Origin of the sequence: Microbacterium sp. KUDC0406, assembly GCF_021582875.1 — a bacterium.
Classification (GTDB): Bacteria; Actinomycetota; Actinomycetes; order Actinomycetales; family Microbacteriaceae; genus Microbacterium.
In genome coordinates this window covers 1,893,165-1,909,811 of sequence record NZ_CP091138.1, presented here as the reverse complement: position 1 = coordinate 1,909,811, position 16,647 = coordinate 1,893,165, and the positions used below count along the sequence as shown (strand labels likewise).

10 protein-coding genes and 3 pseudogenes are annotated in these 16,647 nt (G+C 70.4%); 7 read left to right on the top strand and 6 right to left on the bottom strand.

Annotation, left to right across the window (positions count from 1 at the left end):
* Positions 1-103: 103 nt before the first annotated feature.
* From hpaE to L2X99_RS09620, 3 genes are read right to left on the bottom strand one after another with little or no spacing between them, the layout of a single operon-like run.
* On the bottom strand, positions 104-1,642 hold the full coding sequence (hpaE, locus tag L2X99_RS09630) for a 5-carboxymethyl-2-hydroxymuconate semialdehyde dehydrogenase (RefSeq protein WP_236135019.1): 1,539 nt from the start codon (positions 1,640-1,642) through the stop codon (positions 104-106).
* An 8-nt stretch (positions 1,643-1,650) separates the two neighbouring features.
* A complete protein-coding gene (locus L2X99_RS09625; protein ID WP_236123805.1) occupies positions 1,651-2,346 on the bottom strand; it encodes a GntR family transcriptional regulator in 696 nt (231 codons plus the stop codon).
* A complete protein-coding gene (locus tag L2X99_RS09620) occupies positions 2,343-3,902 on the bottom strand; it encodes a fumarylacetoacetate hydrolase family protein (protein ID WP_442923432.1) in 1,560 nt (519 codons plus the stop codon). The genes L2X99_RS09625 and L2X99_RS09620 overlap by 4 nt, the downstream gene beginning before the upstream one ends.
* 70 nt (positions 3,903-3,972) lie before the next feature.
* Here L2X99_RS09620 and L2X99_RS09615 point away from each other — a divergent pair, with 70 nt between their 5' ends.
* Positions 3,973-5,355, top strand: a complete 1,383-nt coding sequence (locus tag L2X99_RS09615; protein ID WP_236123806.1) for an MFS transporter — start codon at positions 3,973-3,975, stop codon at positions 5,353-5,355.
* A gap of 100 nt (positions 5,356-5,455) precedes the next feature.
* On the opposite strand, the gene L2X99_RS09610 is transcribed toward L2X99_RS09615, so the two are convergent.
* On the bottom strand, positions 5,456-6,124 hold the full coding sequence (locus tag L2X99_RS09610; RefSeq protein ID WP_236135017.1) for a TetR/AcrR family transcriptional regulator: 669 nt from the start codon (positions 6,122-6,124) through the stop codon (positions 5,456-5,458).
* A 132-nt stretch (positions 6,125-6,256) separates the two neighbouring features.
* On the opposite strand from L2X99_RS09610, the gene L2X99_RS09605 reads away from it, so the two are divergent.
* Both L2X99_RS09605 and L2X99_RS09600 read left to right on the top strand, forming a co-directional pair.
* Entirely contained in the window at positions 6,257-7,072 is an 816-nt protein-coding gene (locus tag L2X99_RS09605; RefSeq protein WP_236135016.1) for an FAD-dependent monooxygenase, read from the top strand.
* 11 nt (positions 7,073-7,083) lie between these two features.
* The gene (locus L2X99_RS09600; protein WP_236135015.1) at positions 7,084-7,437 is read left to right on the top strand and encodes a hypothetical protein; all 354 of its coding nucleotides are present in this window, start codon (positions 7,084-7,086) and stop codon (positions 7,435-7,437) included.
* 104 nt (positions 7,438-7,541) lie between these two features.
* Here L2X99_RS09600 and L2X99_RS09595 read toward each other — a convergent pair whose 3' ends face one another.
* A complete protein-coding gene (locus L2X99_RS09595; protein ID WP_236123810.1) occupies positions 7,542-8,237 on the bottom strand; it encodes an IclR family transcriptional regulator in 696 nt (231 codons plus the stop codon).
* A gap of 147 nt (positions 8,238-8,384) precedes the next feature.
* Here L2X99_RS09595 and L2X99_RS09590 point away from each other — a divergent pair.
* Positions 8,385-10,252: pseudogene (locus L2X99_RS09590) on the top strand (FAD-dependent monooxygenase).
* Positions 10,253-10,333: 81 nt separating this feature from the next.
* Positions 10,334-11,733, top strand: a pseudogene (gene allB, locus L2X99_RS09585) (allantoinase AllB).
* A 292-nt stretch (positions 11,734-12,025) separates the two neighbouring features.
* On the opposite strand, the gene L2X99_RS09580 reads toward allB, so the two are convergent.
* Positions 12,026-13,873, bottom strand: a complete 1,848-nt coding sequence (locus tag L2X99_RS09580) for a thiamine pyrophosphate-binding protein (protein WP_236135014.1) — start codon at positions 13,871-13,873, stop codon at positions 12,026-12,028.
* Positions 13,874-13,998: 125 nt separating this feature from the next.
* Here L2X99_RS09580 and L2X99_RS09575 point away from each other — a divergent pair, with 125 nt between their 5' ends.
* Both L2X99_RS09575 and L2X99_RS09570 read left to right on the top strand, forming a co-directional pair.
* Positions 13,999-14,508, top strand: a complete 510-nt coding sequence (locus L2X99_RS09575; protein WP_236123813.1) for a phosphoribosyltransferase — start codon at positions 13,999-14,001, stop codon at positions 14,506-14,508.
* A gap of 50 nt (positions 14,509-14,558) precedes the next feature.
* Positions 14,559-16,645 (top strand): annotated as a pseudogene (locus L2X99_RS09570) (RecQ family ATP-dependent DNA helicase).
* Positions 16,646-16,647: the final 2 nt, after the last annotated feature.

The following is a 16,647-nucleotide window of genomic DNA, read 5'->3' as shown; positions in this document are numbered from 1 at the left end:
CGGTCGTTGAGCGAGGGAGCCTGCGCTCCAGACGAAACGTCTCAGGTGACTGCGAGCGTTTCATCTCGCTCCTTCGTCACTCGCTCAACGACCGGTTGGTGGGTCAGCGGGGGTCCGGGTCGTCCAGATCGGGTGCGGCCGGCGGGGTCTGCTTCCCGAACGTGGGATTGTGCGGTGCGCCGAGCGTGATGTGCACGCTCTGCTGATCGGTGTAGAAGTCGATCGACCGGTAGCCGCCCTCGTGGCCGAGGCCGGACGCCTTCACCCCGCCGAACGGAGTGCGCAGGTCGCGCACGTTGTTCGAGTTCAGCCACACCATTCCCGCCTCGACCGACTGGGCGAAGTTGTGCGCCCGCTTCAGGTCGTTGGTCCAGATGTAGGCGGCGAGCCCGTACTTCGTGTTGTTCGCGAGGGCGAGCGCCTCCTCCTCGGTGTCGAACGGGGTGATCGCGACGACCGGCCCGAAGATCTCCTCCTGGAAGATGCGCGCATCGGGCGACACGTCGGCGAAGACGGTCGGCGCGACGTAGTTGCCGTCCGGGAAGCCCTCCGGACGACCGCCGCCGGCCACAAGACGTCCCTCGGACTTGCCGAGCTCGACGTAGCTCATCACCTTGTCGTAGTGCTCGGGGTGCACCAGCGCGCCGACCTCGGTGGACGGGTCGTGCGGGTGGCCGACCTTCACGCGCTTCGCCTGGGCGGCGTAGCGCTCGACGAACTCGTCGTACACGTCGCGCTGCACGAGGATGCGGGAACCGGCGGTGCAGCGCTCGCCGTTGAGCGAGAAGACGCCGAAGATACAGGCGTCGATCGCGATGTCGAGATCGGCGTCGGCGAACACGACGGCGGGGCTCTTGCCGCCGAGCTCCATCGACAGGCCCTTGAGGAACGGTGCGGCGTTGCCGAAGATCAGCTGGCCGGTGCTGCTCTCGCCGGTGAACGAGATGAGCGGCACGTCCGGGTGCTTCACGAGTGCGTCACCGGCGTCCTCGCCCAGTCCGTTGACGAGGTTGAACACGCCCTTCGGCAGGCCGGCCTCCTCGAAGATCCCGGCCCACAGCGACGCCGACAGCGGCGTGAACTCGGCGGGCTTGAGCACCACGGTGTTGCCCGTCGCCAGCGCAGGGCCGAGCTTCCAGGACTCGAGCATGAACGGCGTGTTCCACGGCGTGATCAGGCCCGCGACGCCGATCGGCTTGCGGTTGACGTAGTTCATCTGCTTGCCGGGCACCTTGAACGCGTCGTCGGCCTGGGCGACGATCAGGTCGGCGAAGAAGCGGAAGTTCTCGGCGGCGCGCCGGGCCTGTCCCAGCGCCTGCGTGATCGGCAGGCCGGAGTCGAAGGACTCCAGCTCGGCCAGGCGCGCGTCGCGCGACTCGACGATGTCGGCGATGCGGTGCAGCACACGAGAGCGCTCGCGCGGCAGCATCGGCGGCCAGGGGCCCTCGTCGAACGCACGCTTCGCGGCGTCGACGGCGCGCTCGATGTCGGCCTTCTTGCCGGCGGCGGCGTGGACGTAGGTCTCGTTCGTGACGGGGTTCAGCACCTCGAAGGTGTCGCCGTCGATCGAGTCGACGAACTCGCCGTCGATGTAGTGCTGGATCTTGTCCGGCAGGTCGGCCGGGATGTACACGTCGGTCATCATCATCCTCATCTCTGGGTCGCTGAGCTTGTCGAAGCGGCGGTCTTCGGATGCCGGGCATCGAGGAACGCGTCCATGGTGCGCCAGCGGTGGTTGCGCGCCGCCAGCTCGATCTCGAGCGGGTCGGCGCCGGTGCGGATCAGCTGCAGGATCTCGACGTGCTCGTCGACGGAGTGCTGCGCGCGGCCCGGGACGAAGGCGAACGTCGAGTCGCGGATGCCGGACAGCCGCGACCACCCGCGGTGCACGAGGTCGAGCAGATGCGGGTTGGGGCAGGGCTCGTAGAGCACGGAGTGGAAGTCGCGGTTCAGCGCCGTGAAGGCGTGCGCGTCGAAGTGGTCGAGCAGGTGCCGCATCCGGCCGTTGATCTCCTCGGCGCGCTCCAGATCGTCCTCGAGCAGCAGCGGTGCGGAGAGCGCGGTGGCGGATCCCTCGACGAGGCCGAGGGTCTGCATGGTGTGCACGTACTCGCTCTCGTCGACCAGGGTGACGCGCGCGCCGACGTTGCGCTCGAAGGTCACCAGGCCCTCGGCCTCGAGTCGCCGGATGGCCTCGCGCACCGGCACCACGCTCATGCCGAGCTCCTCGGCGATCGCGCCCAGCACGAGCCGGTAGCCGGGGCCGAACGCGTGGGTGGCGATCCGCTCGCGGATCCAGGCGTACGCGGCCTCGGATTTACTGGTGGGCGGGGCGGGGACGCTCATGACTGGGTTCCTGAGCTCGTCGAAGGGGCCCGCTGGTCGTACTTCGCGCGCCATTCGGCGTTCATCGGGAACAGACCGTCGACCGGATGCCCGGCGGCGACCTGCTCGGCGATCCAGGCATCCTCGTCCTCCTGTGCGAGGGCCGCGTCTGCGACCTCCTCGGCGAGGTTCGCGGGGATGACGATCACGCCGTCGCCGTCGCCGACGATGATGTCGCCGGGCTGCACGGTCGCGCCGCCGCAGGCGATCGTCACGTCGACGTCCCACGGCACATGCCGGCGGCCGAGCACAGAGGGGTGCGCGCCCTGCGAGAAGACCGGCAGGCCGATCTCGGCGACGGCGTCGAAGTCGCGCACGCCGCCGTCGGTGACGACGCCGGCGGCGCCGAGTGTCTTCGCACGCAGCGCGAGGATGTCGCCGAGCGTGCCGGTTCCGGCCTCGCCGCGCGCCTCGATCACGACGATCTCACCGGGACGGATCGCGTCGAAGCAGCGCTTCTGCGCGTTGTAGCCGCCGCCGTGGCTCTTGAACAGGTCCTCGCGGGCGGGCACGAAGCGCAGCGTCTTGGCGGTGCCGACGATCTTCGTGCCGGGGAGGTTGGCGCTCACGCCGTCGATGAAGCAGGAGTGCAGGCCGCGCTTGCGCAGCTGGCTGGACAGCCCTGCCGTGGGGGACAGTTCGAGCTTCGCCCGGAGTTCGGGGGACAACTCCCCGGTCGTCGAAGGCGTTTCGTCTCGCTCCTCCGTCGCTCGCTCAAAGGCCGGCGGCAGCCCGGCCTCCTCGCGGGAACCCCAGGCCTCGGTGCGCTGCAGGTCGTCGACCGCGGGCATCGACCCGAGCGAGTCGTCGAATGCGACCTCGCCCTGGGTCACCGTGGTCACCAGGCGGCCGGACGAGACTCCGGCATCCGGGGCATCCACCTCGATCTCGACCACGTCGCCGGGCACGATCACCGACGATCCGGCCGGCGTTCCGGTGAGGATGACGTCGCCGGGCTGCAGCGTGAAGTGCTGCGAGAGGTCTGCGACGAGCTGGGCGAGGGGGAAGATCATGCCGGCCGAGGTGTCGTCCTGGCGCAGCTCGCCGTTCACCCAGGCGCGCACGCGCAGCGCCTCCGGGTCGACGGCACGGGCGTCGACGTACTCCGGGCCCAGCGGCGTGTAGCCGTCACCGCCCTTGGAGCGCACGTTCGAGCCCTTGTCGTTCGCGCGCAGGTCGTACAAGCCGAGGTCGTTCGAGGCGGTGACCCAGCCGACGTGCGACCAGGCGTCTGCGAGGGACACCCGCCGGGCGGCGGTGCCGATCACCAGCGCGATCTCGCCCTCGAAGGCGAGCAGCTCGGTGCCGGCGGGACGCTCGACGACGCCGCCCGATGCGCCGATCGAAGAGGTCGGCTTGAAGAAGTACGAGGGTGCGGCCGGGCGCCGACCGCGCTGATCGGCGCGCGAGGCATAGCTCAGGTGGATGGCGATGATCTTGCCCGGCTGGGGGATCGGCTGGCTCACGGGCGCCTCCTTGCGCGGCTCTTGTGCGTCGTATTCGAAATCGTATATCATCCTGATACCCGGCGGCAAGCACCGGATTCCCGGCGGCCGCGACAAGGACGTCACCCTCGAAGGAGAGACAATGAGCGACTCAGATCAGGACGGGTTCACCCCGACCGGCACCATCGCATCCCCGGGCGACAGGCGACGCGTCGTCTTCGCCACTGTCGTCGGAACGACCGTCGAGTGGTACGACTTCTTCATCTACGCCTTCGCCGCGGCCACCGTCTTCGCGACGCTCTTCTTCCAGCCGATGGGTGAGGACTTCGCGCAGATCGTGTCGTTCTTCACCGTCGGCGTGAGCTTCCTGTTCCGCCCGCTCGGCGCCTTCCTGGCCGGACACTTCGGCGACAAGATCGGCCGGCGGCCGATGCTCGTGCTCACCCTGCTGCTGATGGGCGCCTCGACCACGCTGGTCGGCCTGCTGCCCACGCACGCCGTGATCGGCGTGTGGGCGCCGATCCTGCTGATCTTCCTGCGCATCGTGCAGGGCATCTCGGCCGGTGGCGAGTGGGGCGGCGCGGTGCTGATGGCGGTCGAGCACGCGCCGAAGAAGAAGCGCGGCGTGTTCGGCGCCTCCCCGCAGATCGGCGTGCCGATCGGTCTGCTGCTCGCCTCGATGATGCTCGCGCTGATGGCGCAGATCGCGCCGGGCGATGCCTTCCTCGCCTGGGGATGGCGCGTGCCCTTCCTGCTCTCGTTCGTGCTGATCCTCGTCGGCTACTGGGTGCGCCGCCGCGTGGAGGAGTCCCCGGTGTTCACCGAGATCGCCGAGCGCAAGGAGGAGACGCGGATGCCGATCGTGCAGCTGTTCCGCCGGCACGCCCTGCTCGTGATCGTCGCCGCACTCGTGTTCGCGGGCAACAACGCCGTCGGCTACATGACCACCGGTGGCTACGTGCAGCGCTACGCCACCGACCCGAAGGGGCCGATCGCCCTCGACACCGCGCCGGTGTTCTGGGTCGTCGCCCTCTCGGGCGTCACCTGGCTGGTGTTCACCTGGCTCGGCGGATGGCTGAGCGACCGCATCGGGCGTCGCAACACCTACATCCTGGGCTGGATTCTGCAGCTCGTCGGCGTGTTCCTGCTGTTCCCGATGACGAACGCCGGCACTGTCTGGTCGCTCGCGCTGGCCCTGATCATCCTCACGGTCGGACTCGGCTTCACCTACGGCCCGCAGGCGGCGCTGTACTCCGAGCTGTTCCCGGCATCCATCCGGTTCTCCGGCGTCTCGATCTCGTACGCGATCGGTGCGATCCTCGGCGGCGCGTTCTCCCCGCTGATCGCTCAGGCGATCTTCCAGAACACCGGCTCCACGGTCGGCATCACCTGGTATCTCGCGGGCATGACGCTGATCGGCCTCGCCGCTACACTGCTGCTGCGCGACCGCAGCGGCATCCCGCTCGGCCCGGACTTCGAGGCCGAGCAGGAGAAGAGCCCGATCTACGGGCTGTCCAAGGCCTGACCGCCGGGCATCCGTTCGGAGGTCTGCAGGATCTCGGGGCTCCCCTGCGGGGGTCCGGGATTCTGCAGATCTCCGCGATGCTGCCGGGGCGGATGCCGGATCAGCCGGGTGCGCGCTCGGAGACCAGGGCGGCGACGCCGGCCAGGATCCGCTGCACGCCGAAGTCGAACGCGCGGTTGCGGGAATCCTCGCGCCCGGCCTCGGCGAACGCGGCGGCCGTGCGCGGGTAGCGGTCCGCGTTCGCGGTCAGCAGCGGGGCGATCCGGGCGGCGAGGTCGTCCTCAGGGATCGCCGACTGCGCCTGCTGCCGCACGAGTGACTGGGCGTGGCCGGAGAGCAGCGCCAGCACGTCGAGACGTTCGCCGGCGGTCAGCGGCAGCTCGGCCGTGGGTGCCAGGCCCGCCTCGTACCAGGTGAGCTCCGTGGGGCCGGGCACGTGCGGGCGCTGGGCCAGTTCGACGGCCCATGGGCGCTCCAGCACGCGGGCGAACATCATCTCGGCCCAGATCGTGAGCGCGCGCCGCCAGTCCGGTCCCGCGATCGCCGGAGGTGTGCCGAGCGCACGGTCGAGCATGGCCGCGTCGAGGTCGGAGCGGCCGGGAAGGTAGCGGTACAGGCCCATCTTCGTGCTGCCGATGCGCTCCGCGACGCGCTGCATGGTGACGGCTTCGAGCCCCTCGGCGTCGGCGATCGCGATCGCGGCGTCGGTGATGCCCTCGAGCGTGTGCCGCGGCTTGGGCCGCGGCGGCCGGTCGCCGGTGTGTTCCACAGCACGCCGGCGTCGGCGGTGGTCCGGGGGTCGTGAGCGATCACGGAATTCTCCTCGAAAGTATTGCGTCCAGAGTACGCGATTATTTACTGTGTCTAAGGGACGCAATTAATTCTGACGAAGGAGCTGCTCATGAGTGCGAAGAAGATCCTCATCTCCGGTGCGAGCATCGCCGGTCCTGCTCTGGCCCGCTGGCTGGGCCGCAACGGCTTCGACGTGACCGTCGTCGAGAAGTCACCCGGGGTGCGGCCGGGCGGTCAGGCTGTCGACTTCAAGGGCCGCACGCACCGCGAGCTGCTCACGCGGATGGGCATCCTCGACGAGGTGCACGCCCGGCAGACGCCCAAGACCGACTGGCGGATGGTCGATGCGAACGATCGCGTGAACGCCGTCGTGCCGGGCGAGTTCATCGGCGGCGACGTCGAGATCCTGCGCGGCGACCTCGCGGAGATCCTGCATCGGCGGTCGGAGCAGGACGCCGAGTACGTCTTCGGCGACGAGATCACGAAGATGTCCGAGACCTCCGGCGGCGTCGACGTGTCGTTCGCGGGGCGCGCAGCCGAGCGCTTCGACCTGGTGATCGGGGCGGACGGCGTGCATTCCGCGGTGCGCCGTCTGGGGTTCGGTCCCGAGAACGAGTATGTCGAGCAGAGCGGATATCACTACGCCGTCGCGAGCGGGCATGTGCCGCTGGGCGGGCTCGAGACCGTGCTCCCGAGCGGGCGGGCGGTGGCTTACGGCTACAACACCCCGACCGGCTCGTGCTGCTCGGCGGGCAGAAGGCGCCCGCCCTCTTCGTGTTCCGCGCCGCGGGCGGGGACTACGACCGCAGGGACGTCGGATCGCAGCGGGCGTTCCTGGAGGCGGCTTTCGCCGACGGAGGGTGGCGCACCCCCGAGGCGCTGGAGGCTGTCCGCACCGCTCCCGACTTCTATCTGGACGCGCTGACCCGCACGCGGATGTCGGCGTTCACCCGCGGACGCGCCGCACTGGTCGGCGACGCCGGCTACGCGAACACGCTCGGCGGCTTCGGCACGGGGCTGGCGCTGCTGGGCGCCTATGTGCTGGCGGGCGAGCTCGTCGCCGCCCGGGGCGACCACGAGGCCGCGTTCGCCGGCTACGACCGCCGGATGCGCAAGCCGACGAAGATCGCCCGCACCGGCAACGCGGGATCGTTCCTGGCCCCGCCGTCGGTGCGCCGCATCCGGATGCGCGACTGGACGTTCTCGAACCGTCTGATGTACCGCACGATGCTGTGGATGACGGACGCGTTCGCCACCGACGACAGCCTGCCCGACTACCGGCTGGTCTGAGCGCGCGGCATCCTGTCGGAGATCCGCGGGATTCCGGGGGTTCCCCGGGCAGGGGATCCGAGGGTATGCGGATCTCCGCGATGCGGCCGCGCGAATGCGCCGCCTCAGCCGCCGAGGGCCTCGCGGATGGTCGCGGCGGAGCGCTGCAGGCGCGCGGCGATCTCGGCGTCGTCGAAGCGGGATGCCACGTGCACGACCGCGAGGGCGGCCGGCCGCGTGCCGCGCAGCGCGAGCGGCACCGCGACGGACTGCACGGTGGGGATGACCTCGTCGTGGCTGGTCGCGTAGCCGTGCTCACGGACGTCCGCCACCTGGGCGCGCAGCGCCGCATCCGCATCCGGCCGATCCGCGTCAGCCAGTTGCGCGAGGATCGCCTTGCCCGGCGCGCCGACCGTCACCGGGTGCCGTGCGCCAGGGCGCTGCGCCACGCTCGCGACGGCGTGACGTGGCTCGACACTCACCAGCGTGATGCACTCGTCGCCGTCGAGCACGCCGAGGAAGCAGGTCATGCCGAGCTCGTTCGCGACGGCCGTGAGCTCGGGGAGGGCCTCGGCCTGCAGATCATGTGCGACTCCGGCGGCCAGCGCGGCCATCCGCGGACCGAGGGCGACCAGGCCGGCGGCATCCCGCGCCACGAGGCGGTGGTCCTCGAGCGTGCGCAGCAGCCGGTACGCGATCGAGCGGTGCACCTCGAGCTGTGCGGCGACCGCGTCGATCGACAGCGCGCCGGGGCCGTCGGCGAGGATCTCCAGAATGCGGATGCCGCGGCTGAGGGTCTGGGAGGCGGGGGCGTCGGCCATGGGACTCCTGGGTGTGCGTGATCGCGCCCTTGTGGGCTGGGGTCACTTCGTATACGATCTGTTCAATAGTAGAACGGTGTGTTCGAATATAGAACGAGATACCGAGCTCTGCAACACCCGACGAGGAAGTCCACGGGAGGGCCCCTGATGCAGTTCCACCACCACGGCTATGTCTCCGGCGACCCGCGGGTGCTGCCGGCATCCGGCACAGGCGTCGATCGCCCGGCGGATCTGCCCGACGAGATCGACGTGCTCATCGTGGGCTCCGGCCCCGCCGGCATGCTGCTCGCCGCGCAGATGTCGCGGTACCCGGAACTGACCACGCGCATCATCGAGAAGCGCGACGGACGCCTCGTGCTCGGGCAGGCCGACGGCATCCAGCCGCGCTCGGTCGAGACGTTCCAGGCATTCGGGTTCGCCGAGCGCATCGTCGCCGAGGCGTACAACATCGGCTGGATGAACTTCTGGGCCCGGATCCCGAGAACCCCGGGAACATCATCCGCACCAGCCGCACCGAGGACTACGGCTACAAGATCAGCGAGTTCCCGCACCTGATCGTGAACCAGGCCCGTGTGCTGGACTACTTCGCCGAGGCCGCCCACGACGGCCCGGGCCGCATCGTGCCCGACTACGGCGTGGAGTTCACCGGCCTCGAGGTGCACGAGACGGGGGAGTACCCGGTCGACGTGCGCATCCGCTACGTCGCAGGAGACCGTGCCGGTGAGGAGCGCACGGTCCGCGCGAAGTACGTCGCCGGCTGCGACGGCGCGCGCAGCGGCGTGCGCGAGGCCATCGGCCGCAAGCACGTCGGCGGCATCTCCGCGCACGCCTGGGGCGTCATGGACGTGCTCGTCAACACCGACTTCCCGGACTGGCGCACCAAGTGCGCGATCAACGCCGAGGCGGGCAACATCCTGCACATCCCGCGCGAGGGCGGCTACCTCAGCCGGATGTACATCGACCTCGGAGCGGTCGCCGACGACGACAACCACCAGGTGCGCACGACGCCGATCGAGGAGATCATCCGGCGCGCCAACGAGATCCTGCACCCCTACTCGATCGATGTGAAGCAGGTCGCCTGGCACAGCGTCTACGAGGTCGGACACCGCGTGACGGACGGATTCGACGATGCACCCGATGCGGACCGGCATCCACGCGTCTTCCTGACCGGTGATGCCTGCCACACGCACAGCGCGAAGGCGGGCCAGGGTATGAACGTGTCGATGCAGGACGGCTTCAACCTGGGCTGGAAGCTCGGCGCCGTGCTCACCGGGCGCTCGCCGCAGGAACTGCTGTCGACCTACGCGGCCGAACGGCGACCGGTCGCGCAGCAGCTCATCGACTTCGACAAGGAGTGGTCGTCGCTGATGGCGCGCAAGCCCGAGGAGATCTCCGACCCGCAGGAGCTCGCCACCTTCTATCTCGGCACCGCCGAGTTCCCGTCCGGATTCATGACCGAGTACCAGCCGTCGATGATCGTCGCGGACGCCTCGCAGCAGGAGCTCGCGACCGGCTTCCCGCTCGGCCGGCGGTTCAAGTCCGCCGAGGTCGTGCGGGTGTGCGACGGCAACGTCGTGCACCTCGGGCACCATGCGAAGGCCGACGGCCGCTGGCGGGTGTACGGCTTCGGCGACCGCGACGGCTCCGCGCTGAACGACTGGGCGGCGTGGATCGGCGGTGAGGTCGCGAAGTTCACCCCGGCCGACGCCGACCCCGACGCCGTGTTCGATGTGAAGGCCGTCTACCAGCAGCCGTTCGAGGAGATCGACCTGCCCGACGTTCCCGGCGTGCTGCAGCCGAAGACCGGGCCCTACGGGCTCACCGACTGGGAGAAGGTGTACTCCGCGGCGCCGAGCGCGTGGTGCGCGACCGACATCTTCGACGAGCGCGGTCTGTCCCGCGACGGCGTCGTGATCCTCGTGCGGCCGGATCAGTACGTCGCGGCGATCCTGCCCCTGCAGGCGCGCGACGAACTGGCGTCCGTCCTCAGTGGGGCGTTCCTGCCGGCATCCTGAATCTCTTTATGCGGAATCCGGTTCTCACATACCGGAATATCCGTTACGATGATGAGGTCGTCGCAGAGAAGGGACCTGTGCATGTCGCACACCACCGAAGACCAGGATGCCGGAGCAGTGTCGCTCGACCCGACCGGTGAGCACTACGACCTGGTGATCCGCGGTCAGCGCGTGCTGACCACGGCGGGCATCGCGCCGCGTGAGGTCGGCGTCCGCCACGGCAAGATCGTGGCGATGCAGCCGCTGGGCAACAACCTGCAGGGCGCCGAGATCATCAAGCTCCAAGACGACGAGACCCTCATCCCCGGACTGGTCGACACGCACGTTCACGTCAACGAGCCCGGCCGCACCGAGTGGGAGGGCTTCGCCTCAGCCACCCGCGCCGCCGCGGCCGGCGGTGTGACGACCATCGTGGACATGCCGCTGAACAGCATCCCGCCGACCGTGAACGTCGACGCGCTGAACATCAAGCGCTCCGTGGCGCGCGACCAGGTGCACGCCGACGTGGGCTTCTGGGGCGGTGCGATCCCCGGCAACACCGAGGATCTGCGTCCGCTGCACGACGCCGGCGTCTTCGGCTTCAAGAGCTTCCTGCTGCACTCGGGCGTCGACGAGTTCCCGCCGCTCGACCCGGAGGAGCTCGAGAAGGACATGCGCGAGCTCAAGAAGTTCGACTCGGTCATGATCGTGCACGCCGAGGACTCCCGAGCGATCGACCGCGCCCCGCAGCCCGAGGGCGACGACTACGGCAAGTTCCTGGCCTCGCGCCCCGCGGAGCCGAGAACCTCGCCATCGCCGAGGTCATCGAGCGCGCCCGCTGGACCGGTGGCCGCGCCCACATCCTGCACCTCTCGTCGTCGGACGCTCTCGCCATGCTGCGCACGGCGAAGCAGGACGGGCTGAAGATCACCGTCGAGACCTGCCCGCACTACCTCACCCTCACAGCCGAGGAGATCCCGCACGGGGCGACCGCGTTCAAGTGCTGCCCGCCGATCCGCGAGGCCGGCAACCGGGAGCTGCTCTGGCAGGGCCTCGAGGACGGCACGATCGACTTCATCGTGTCGGACCACTCGCCCTCGACCCTCGACCTGAAGGATCTGGAGAACGGCGACTTCGCCGTGGCCTGGGGCGGCGTCGCGTCGTTGCAGCTCGGCCTCTCGCTGATCTGGACCGAGGCACGCCAGCGCGGACTGTCGCTCGAGACCGTCGTGGAGTGGATGAGCGAGCGGCCCGCGCAATTCGCCGGCCTCACCGGCAAGGGCCGCATCGCCCCGGGCTACGACGCCGACTTCTCGATCTTCGCGGCCGATGACGCCTACGTCGTCGACGTCACGAAGCTGTACCACAAGAACCCGCTGACGCCCTACAACGGCAAGGCGCTGGCCGGCAAGGTGCGCAAGACCTGGCTGCACGGCGAAGTCATCGACTTCGAGACCCCGCGCGGCCGCCTGCTGCGCCGCGGCATGACCAACGAGGACTGAGCGCCGCATACACCGGATGCCCGGGACTCGCCCCTGTCGGGCGGGCCCGGGCATCCGTCGTTTGCGTCAGTCGGCGGCGCCAGGGCGTTCGCGCCGTACTTCTCGGTTGGCGCGGCACTTTCTGGGATGCGCGGTACTTCTCGGTTCGCGCGGTACTTTCTGGCACGCGCTGCGCGGATAGGCGCCGCGCGGGTGAGGAAGTGCAGCGCGATGGCTCGCGCACACCGCGAAGTGCCGCGCGGGCGAGGAAGTGCAGCGCGAGCAGGCCGAGCGCCGGAACCGCGGCACTCCGTCAGGAGTTCACGCGGATGATCTCGTGCTGGTACGGCGCGATCACGCCGCCGGAGACGCGCAGGTCCAGCACGAGGAAGCGGCGGGATGCCGGGTCCTCCGCCGTCCAGCTCGCGAGCCGGTCCAGGTCGGCGAGCGTGTGCACCGCGACGCCCTCGGCCCCCACGGCCGCGGCGAAGGCGGCGAAGTCCACCTCGGGGATGCGCATCGGCTGCTCGGCGAGGCCCTTCAGCCCGTACAGGTTCACCTCGGCGCCGTAGGCGGCGTCGTTCCAGACCACGGCCACACCCCGCCCGCCGGCGGCGCGCACGGCCGACTCGAGGTCCGCGATCGCCATCAGTCCGCCGCCGTCGCCGCTGGTGAGCACCACAGTCGACTCGGGCCGGGCGCGGGCGGCGCCCACGACGCTCGGCCAGCCCTGGCCGATGGCCTGGAACGCGGTGCCGATCATCATCATGCGGTCGGGGGAGGCGACCGGCCAGTACATGTTCGCCCAGCCGATGAAGTGCCCGCCGTCCGAGACGACCACGCGGTCCTCGGGCAGCAGCTCGGCGATGCGCCGCGCGGCGGAGCGGGGGTCGAGGCGGCCGTCCACGGCGAGATCGTCGCCCGGCTCGTAGGCGCGGGCGCCGGCGACGTCGACGGAATCGCGCCAGGCGACGTGCGCGTCCCGCGTGCTTGTGCTGTTCGCGCGGACGGCTTCCGCCGATCCGTCCGCGGGAAGCGCACCTTCCCGCGGGAACGCATCTGCCGCGGATGCGTCAGTCGCGGTGCCCTCCTGCGGAGTCGTGCTGTTCCGGCGGAGGTCTGCCGCGGATGCGTCCGCAGGAAGCGCACTTTCCCGCGGGAGGCGCACGGATGCGTCGCGGAGGCCGCGCACGCGCTCCACGAGCGTCTCGGCCACGACGCGAGCGTCGCCGCCGACGAAGCCGCCGACGTGCGCGTGGGTCGCCGCGGGGGCGACATCCACCTGGAACACCCGGGTGCCGGGCGCGAACAGCTCGCCGAATCGCATCGTGAACTGGTTGAGGGACGCCCCGAAGACCACGGCCACGTCGGCCTCGAGCACGAGCGCCATCGCGCCCTCGGCGCCGAAGCCGCCGGTGACACCCAGGTCGTACTGCTGTGCCGGGAAGATGCCGCGGCCGAGCGCGGACGAGGCGGTGAGGGCGCCGGTCAGCGCGGCCAGTTCACCCAGCGCTTCGCCGGCGCCGGACAGCCAGGCGCCGCGGCCGGCGAGCAGGAGCGGCCGCTCGGCGCCGGCGAGCGCGGACGCGATCTCATCCAGCATCCCGTCCGCGAACTCCCCGCCGGGGACCAGCGGCGCGGGGATGCGGGGGCCGTCACCCACGGACACCTCGCCGGCCTCCAGCATGGCGACGTCATAGGGGATGGCGAGCACCACCGGTACGCGATAGGTGAGGGCGTGCTCGATCGCGATGACGACAGTGGCCGCGGCATCCGCGTGTCCGACCGTGTACGTGCGCGCGCCGACGCCGGAGGCGAGCGCGATCTGATCGACGTCCCAAGGGCGCGGGCCCGAGGTGGGCTCGTCGCCGACGACCAGCACCAGCGGGATGTGCGCCTGCACCGACTCGGCCAGCGCGGTGAGCGTGTTCGTGAAGCCCGCGCCGTAGGTGGTCGTGGCGGCGGCGATGCGACCCGAGGCGCGGAAGTACGCGTCGGCGGCGACCACGGCGCCCTGCTCGTGCCGGACGGCCGTGTACGCGGCATCCGTCTGCTTCTCGAGAGCGTCCAGGAAGTAGGCGTTGCCGTTGCCCATCACGCCGAAGACGTGGTCGATGTGGCGGGCGATGGTGAGGGCGACCTGCGCGGAGACGGTGGGCATGACGGTGCCTTTCAAGACAGGACGGATGGAGGTTCCGTATGTGTCTCGCCGTGGGCTTCGTGCCCCTTTTCGGGCACCGGCTGCGCAGCCGGACTTTCTGATTCTAAATGCACCACAATGGGTTCATGACGGATACGGCAGTCGAGCGCGAGACGCTCACCTGGGACGGTTTCGGCGATGCGACGCGGGACCTCGCCCGTCGCATCCTGGACAGCGGCTTCGCGACGGAGGACGTCGTGGCGATCGCCCGCGGCGGGCTGCTGCCGGCCGGTGCGATCGCGTACGGCCTCGGTGCCAAGAACTGCGGTGCGATCAACATGGAGTTCTACACCGGCATCGGCACGGTGCTGGATGCTCCTGAGGTGCTGCCGCCCGAGCTCGACATGGACTACCTGAACGGGCGGCGTGTGCTGCTCGTCGACGACGTGGCTGACTCCGGCCGCACCCTCGCCCTGGCCGTGCAGCTGCTGCAGGACAAGGGCGCCGACGTGCGCTCGGTGACGATCTACACGAAGCCGACCACGATCATCCAGCCCGACTACGCCTGGAAGGACACCGATCTCTGGATCGACTTCCCGTGGTCGTTCAAGGGCACCGTGCGCGAAGAGGACCTCGGCCTGCCGCCGACCGCCTGACCTGTGGACGACGCGGCACGCGTGTCGGTGCCGTACGGCAGGGTGGAGGGATGACCTCCTCCGCCACTCGTGATGCCGCCCTCGCCGCCCTGCGCGATCTCGTCGGGCGCCCGGACGCCGACTTCCACGACGGCCAGTACGAGGCGATCGAGGCGCTCGTCGCCGGGCGCCGTCGGGCGCTGGTCGTGCAGCGCACCGGATGGGGCAAGTCGGCGGTGTACTTCGTCGCCACGCTGCTGCTGCGGCGTCAGGGCGCCGGTCCCACCGTGCTGGTGTCGCCCTGCTCGCGCTGATGCGCGACCAGATCAGCGCGGCCGAGCGCGCGGGTGTGCGCGCGGTGGCGATCAACTCGACGAACGCGCACGAGTGGGACGACGTGCTGGCCCGCCTCGACCGCGACGAGGTCGACGTGCTGCTGGTCTCGCCGGAGCGCCTGAACAATCCCGCCTTCCGCGAGCAGCGGCTGCCGGCGCTGGTGCAGCGGATCGGGATGCTCGTGGTCGACGAGGCGCACTGTATCAGTGACTGGGGTCACGACTTCCGGCCGGACTACCGGCGGCTGCGGGACCTCATCGCGCAGATGCCGGCCGACGTCCCGGTGCTCGCCACGACCGCGACCGCGAACAGCCGTGTCGTCGCGGATGTCGCGGAGCAGCTCGGCGGCGCGGAGGTTCTGACCATCCGCGGCCCGCTGGCCCGCACGTCGCTTCGCCTCGGGGTGCTGCAGCTGCCGAACGCGGCGAGCAGGCTGGCCTGGCTGCTCAGCCATCTCGACGACCTGCCCGGATCCGGCATCATCTACACGCTGACCGTCGCAGCGGCCGTCGACACCGCGCGGCTGCTGCGCGAGCACGGGCATGACGTGCGCGCGTACACCGGGCAGACGGATGCTGAGGAGCGCGAGGAGTCCGAGGGGCTGCTGAAGCGCAACGAGGTCAAGGCCCTGATCGCCACCAGCGCGCTCGGCATGGGGTTCGACAAGCCTGATCTGGGCTTCGTGCTGCACCTCGGCGCGCCCTCGTCGCCGGTGGCGTACTACCAGCAGGTGGGACGAGCGGGCCGTGCGAGCGAGAGCGCCGACGTGCTGCTGCTTCCCGGCGTGGAGGACCGCGACATCTGGCACTATTTTGCGACCGCGTCGATGCCGGATCAGGAGCGTGCCGAGCGCGTGATCGCGGCCCTCGGTGAGGAGCCGATCTCGACCCCGGCACTGGAGGCGATGGTCGACATCCGCCGCACCCCACTCGAGCTCCTGCTCAAGGTGCTCGACGTGGACGGTGCGGTCAAGCGCGTGCAGGGCGGCTGGGTCGCGACCGGCGCCGGGTGGACCTATGACTCGGAGCGCTACGCGCGCATCGCCGGAGAGCGTCGTGCCGAGCAGCAGCACATGATCGAGTATCAGCAGACCCGCGGATGCCGGATGGAGTTCCTGCAGCGCTCCCTGGACGACGCCACTGCGGCGCCGTGCGGCCGGTGCGACAACTGCGCGGGGGTCTGGTACCCCGACGACATCGCCGCGACCGCTTCGTCGAGCGCCGCCGAGTCGCTCGACCGGGTAGGTGTGCCGATCGAGCCTCGCAGGCAGTGGCCTACGGGTGCCGACCGGCTCGACGTGCCGGTGCGGGGACGGATCGGAGCGGAGGAGCAGGCCGCCGAGGGGCGGGCGCTGGCGCGGCTGACCGACCTCGGCTGGGGCGGCACGCTGCGGGAGCTGTTCGCTGCAGGGACCCCGGACGCGCCGGTGCCGCCGCAGGTGCTCGCCGCCTGCGTGCGGGTGCTGGCCGGCTGGGAGTGGGACGAGCGTCCGGTCGCCGTCGTCGGGATGCCGTCGCGCTCGCGGCCGCAACTGGCTGGCTCGCTGGCGCGTGGATTCGCCGAGATCGGCCGGCTGCCGTATCTCGGCGAGCTCGGCTTCGCGAACGGCGGGCCTACCGGTGCACCAGGCGGGAACAGCGCGTTCCGGCTCGCAGGCATCTGGGATCGCTTCACCGCCGACGGGCTGCAGGTGCCGGCCGGCCCGGTGCTGCTGGTCGACGACGTCGCCGACAGCCGGTGGACCCTCACCGTCGCCACACGCACCCTGCGTCGGGCGGGCGCGACCGCGGTGCTGCCGTTCACCCTCGCGCTGCGCGGCTGAGG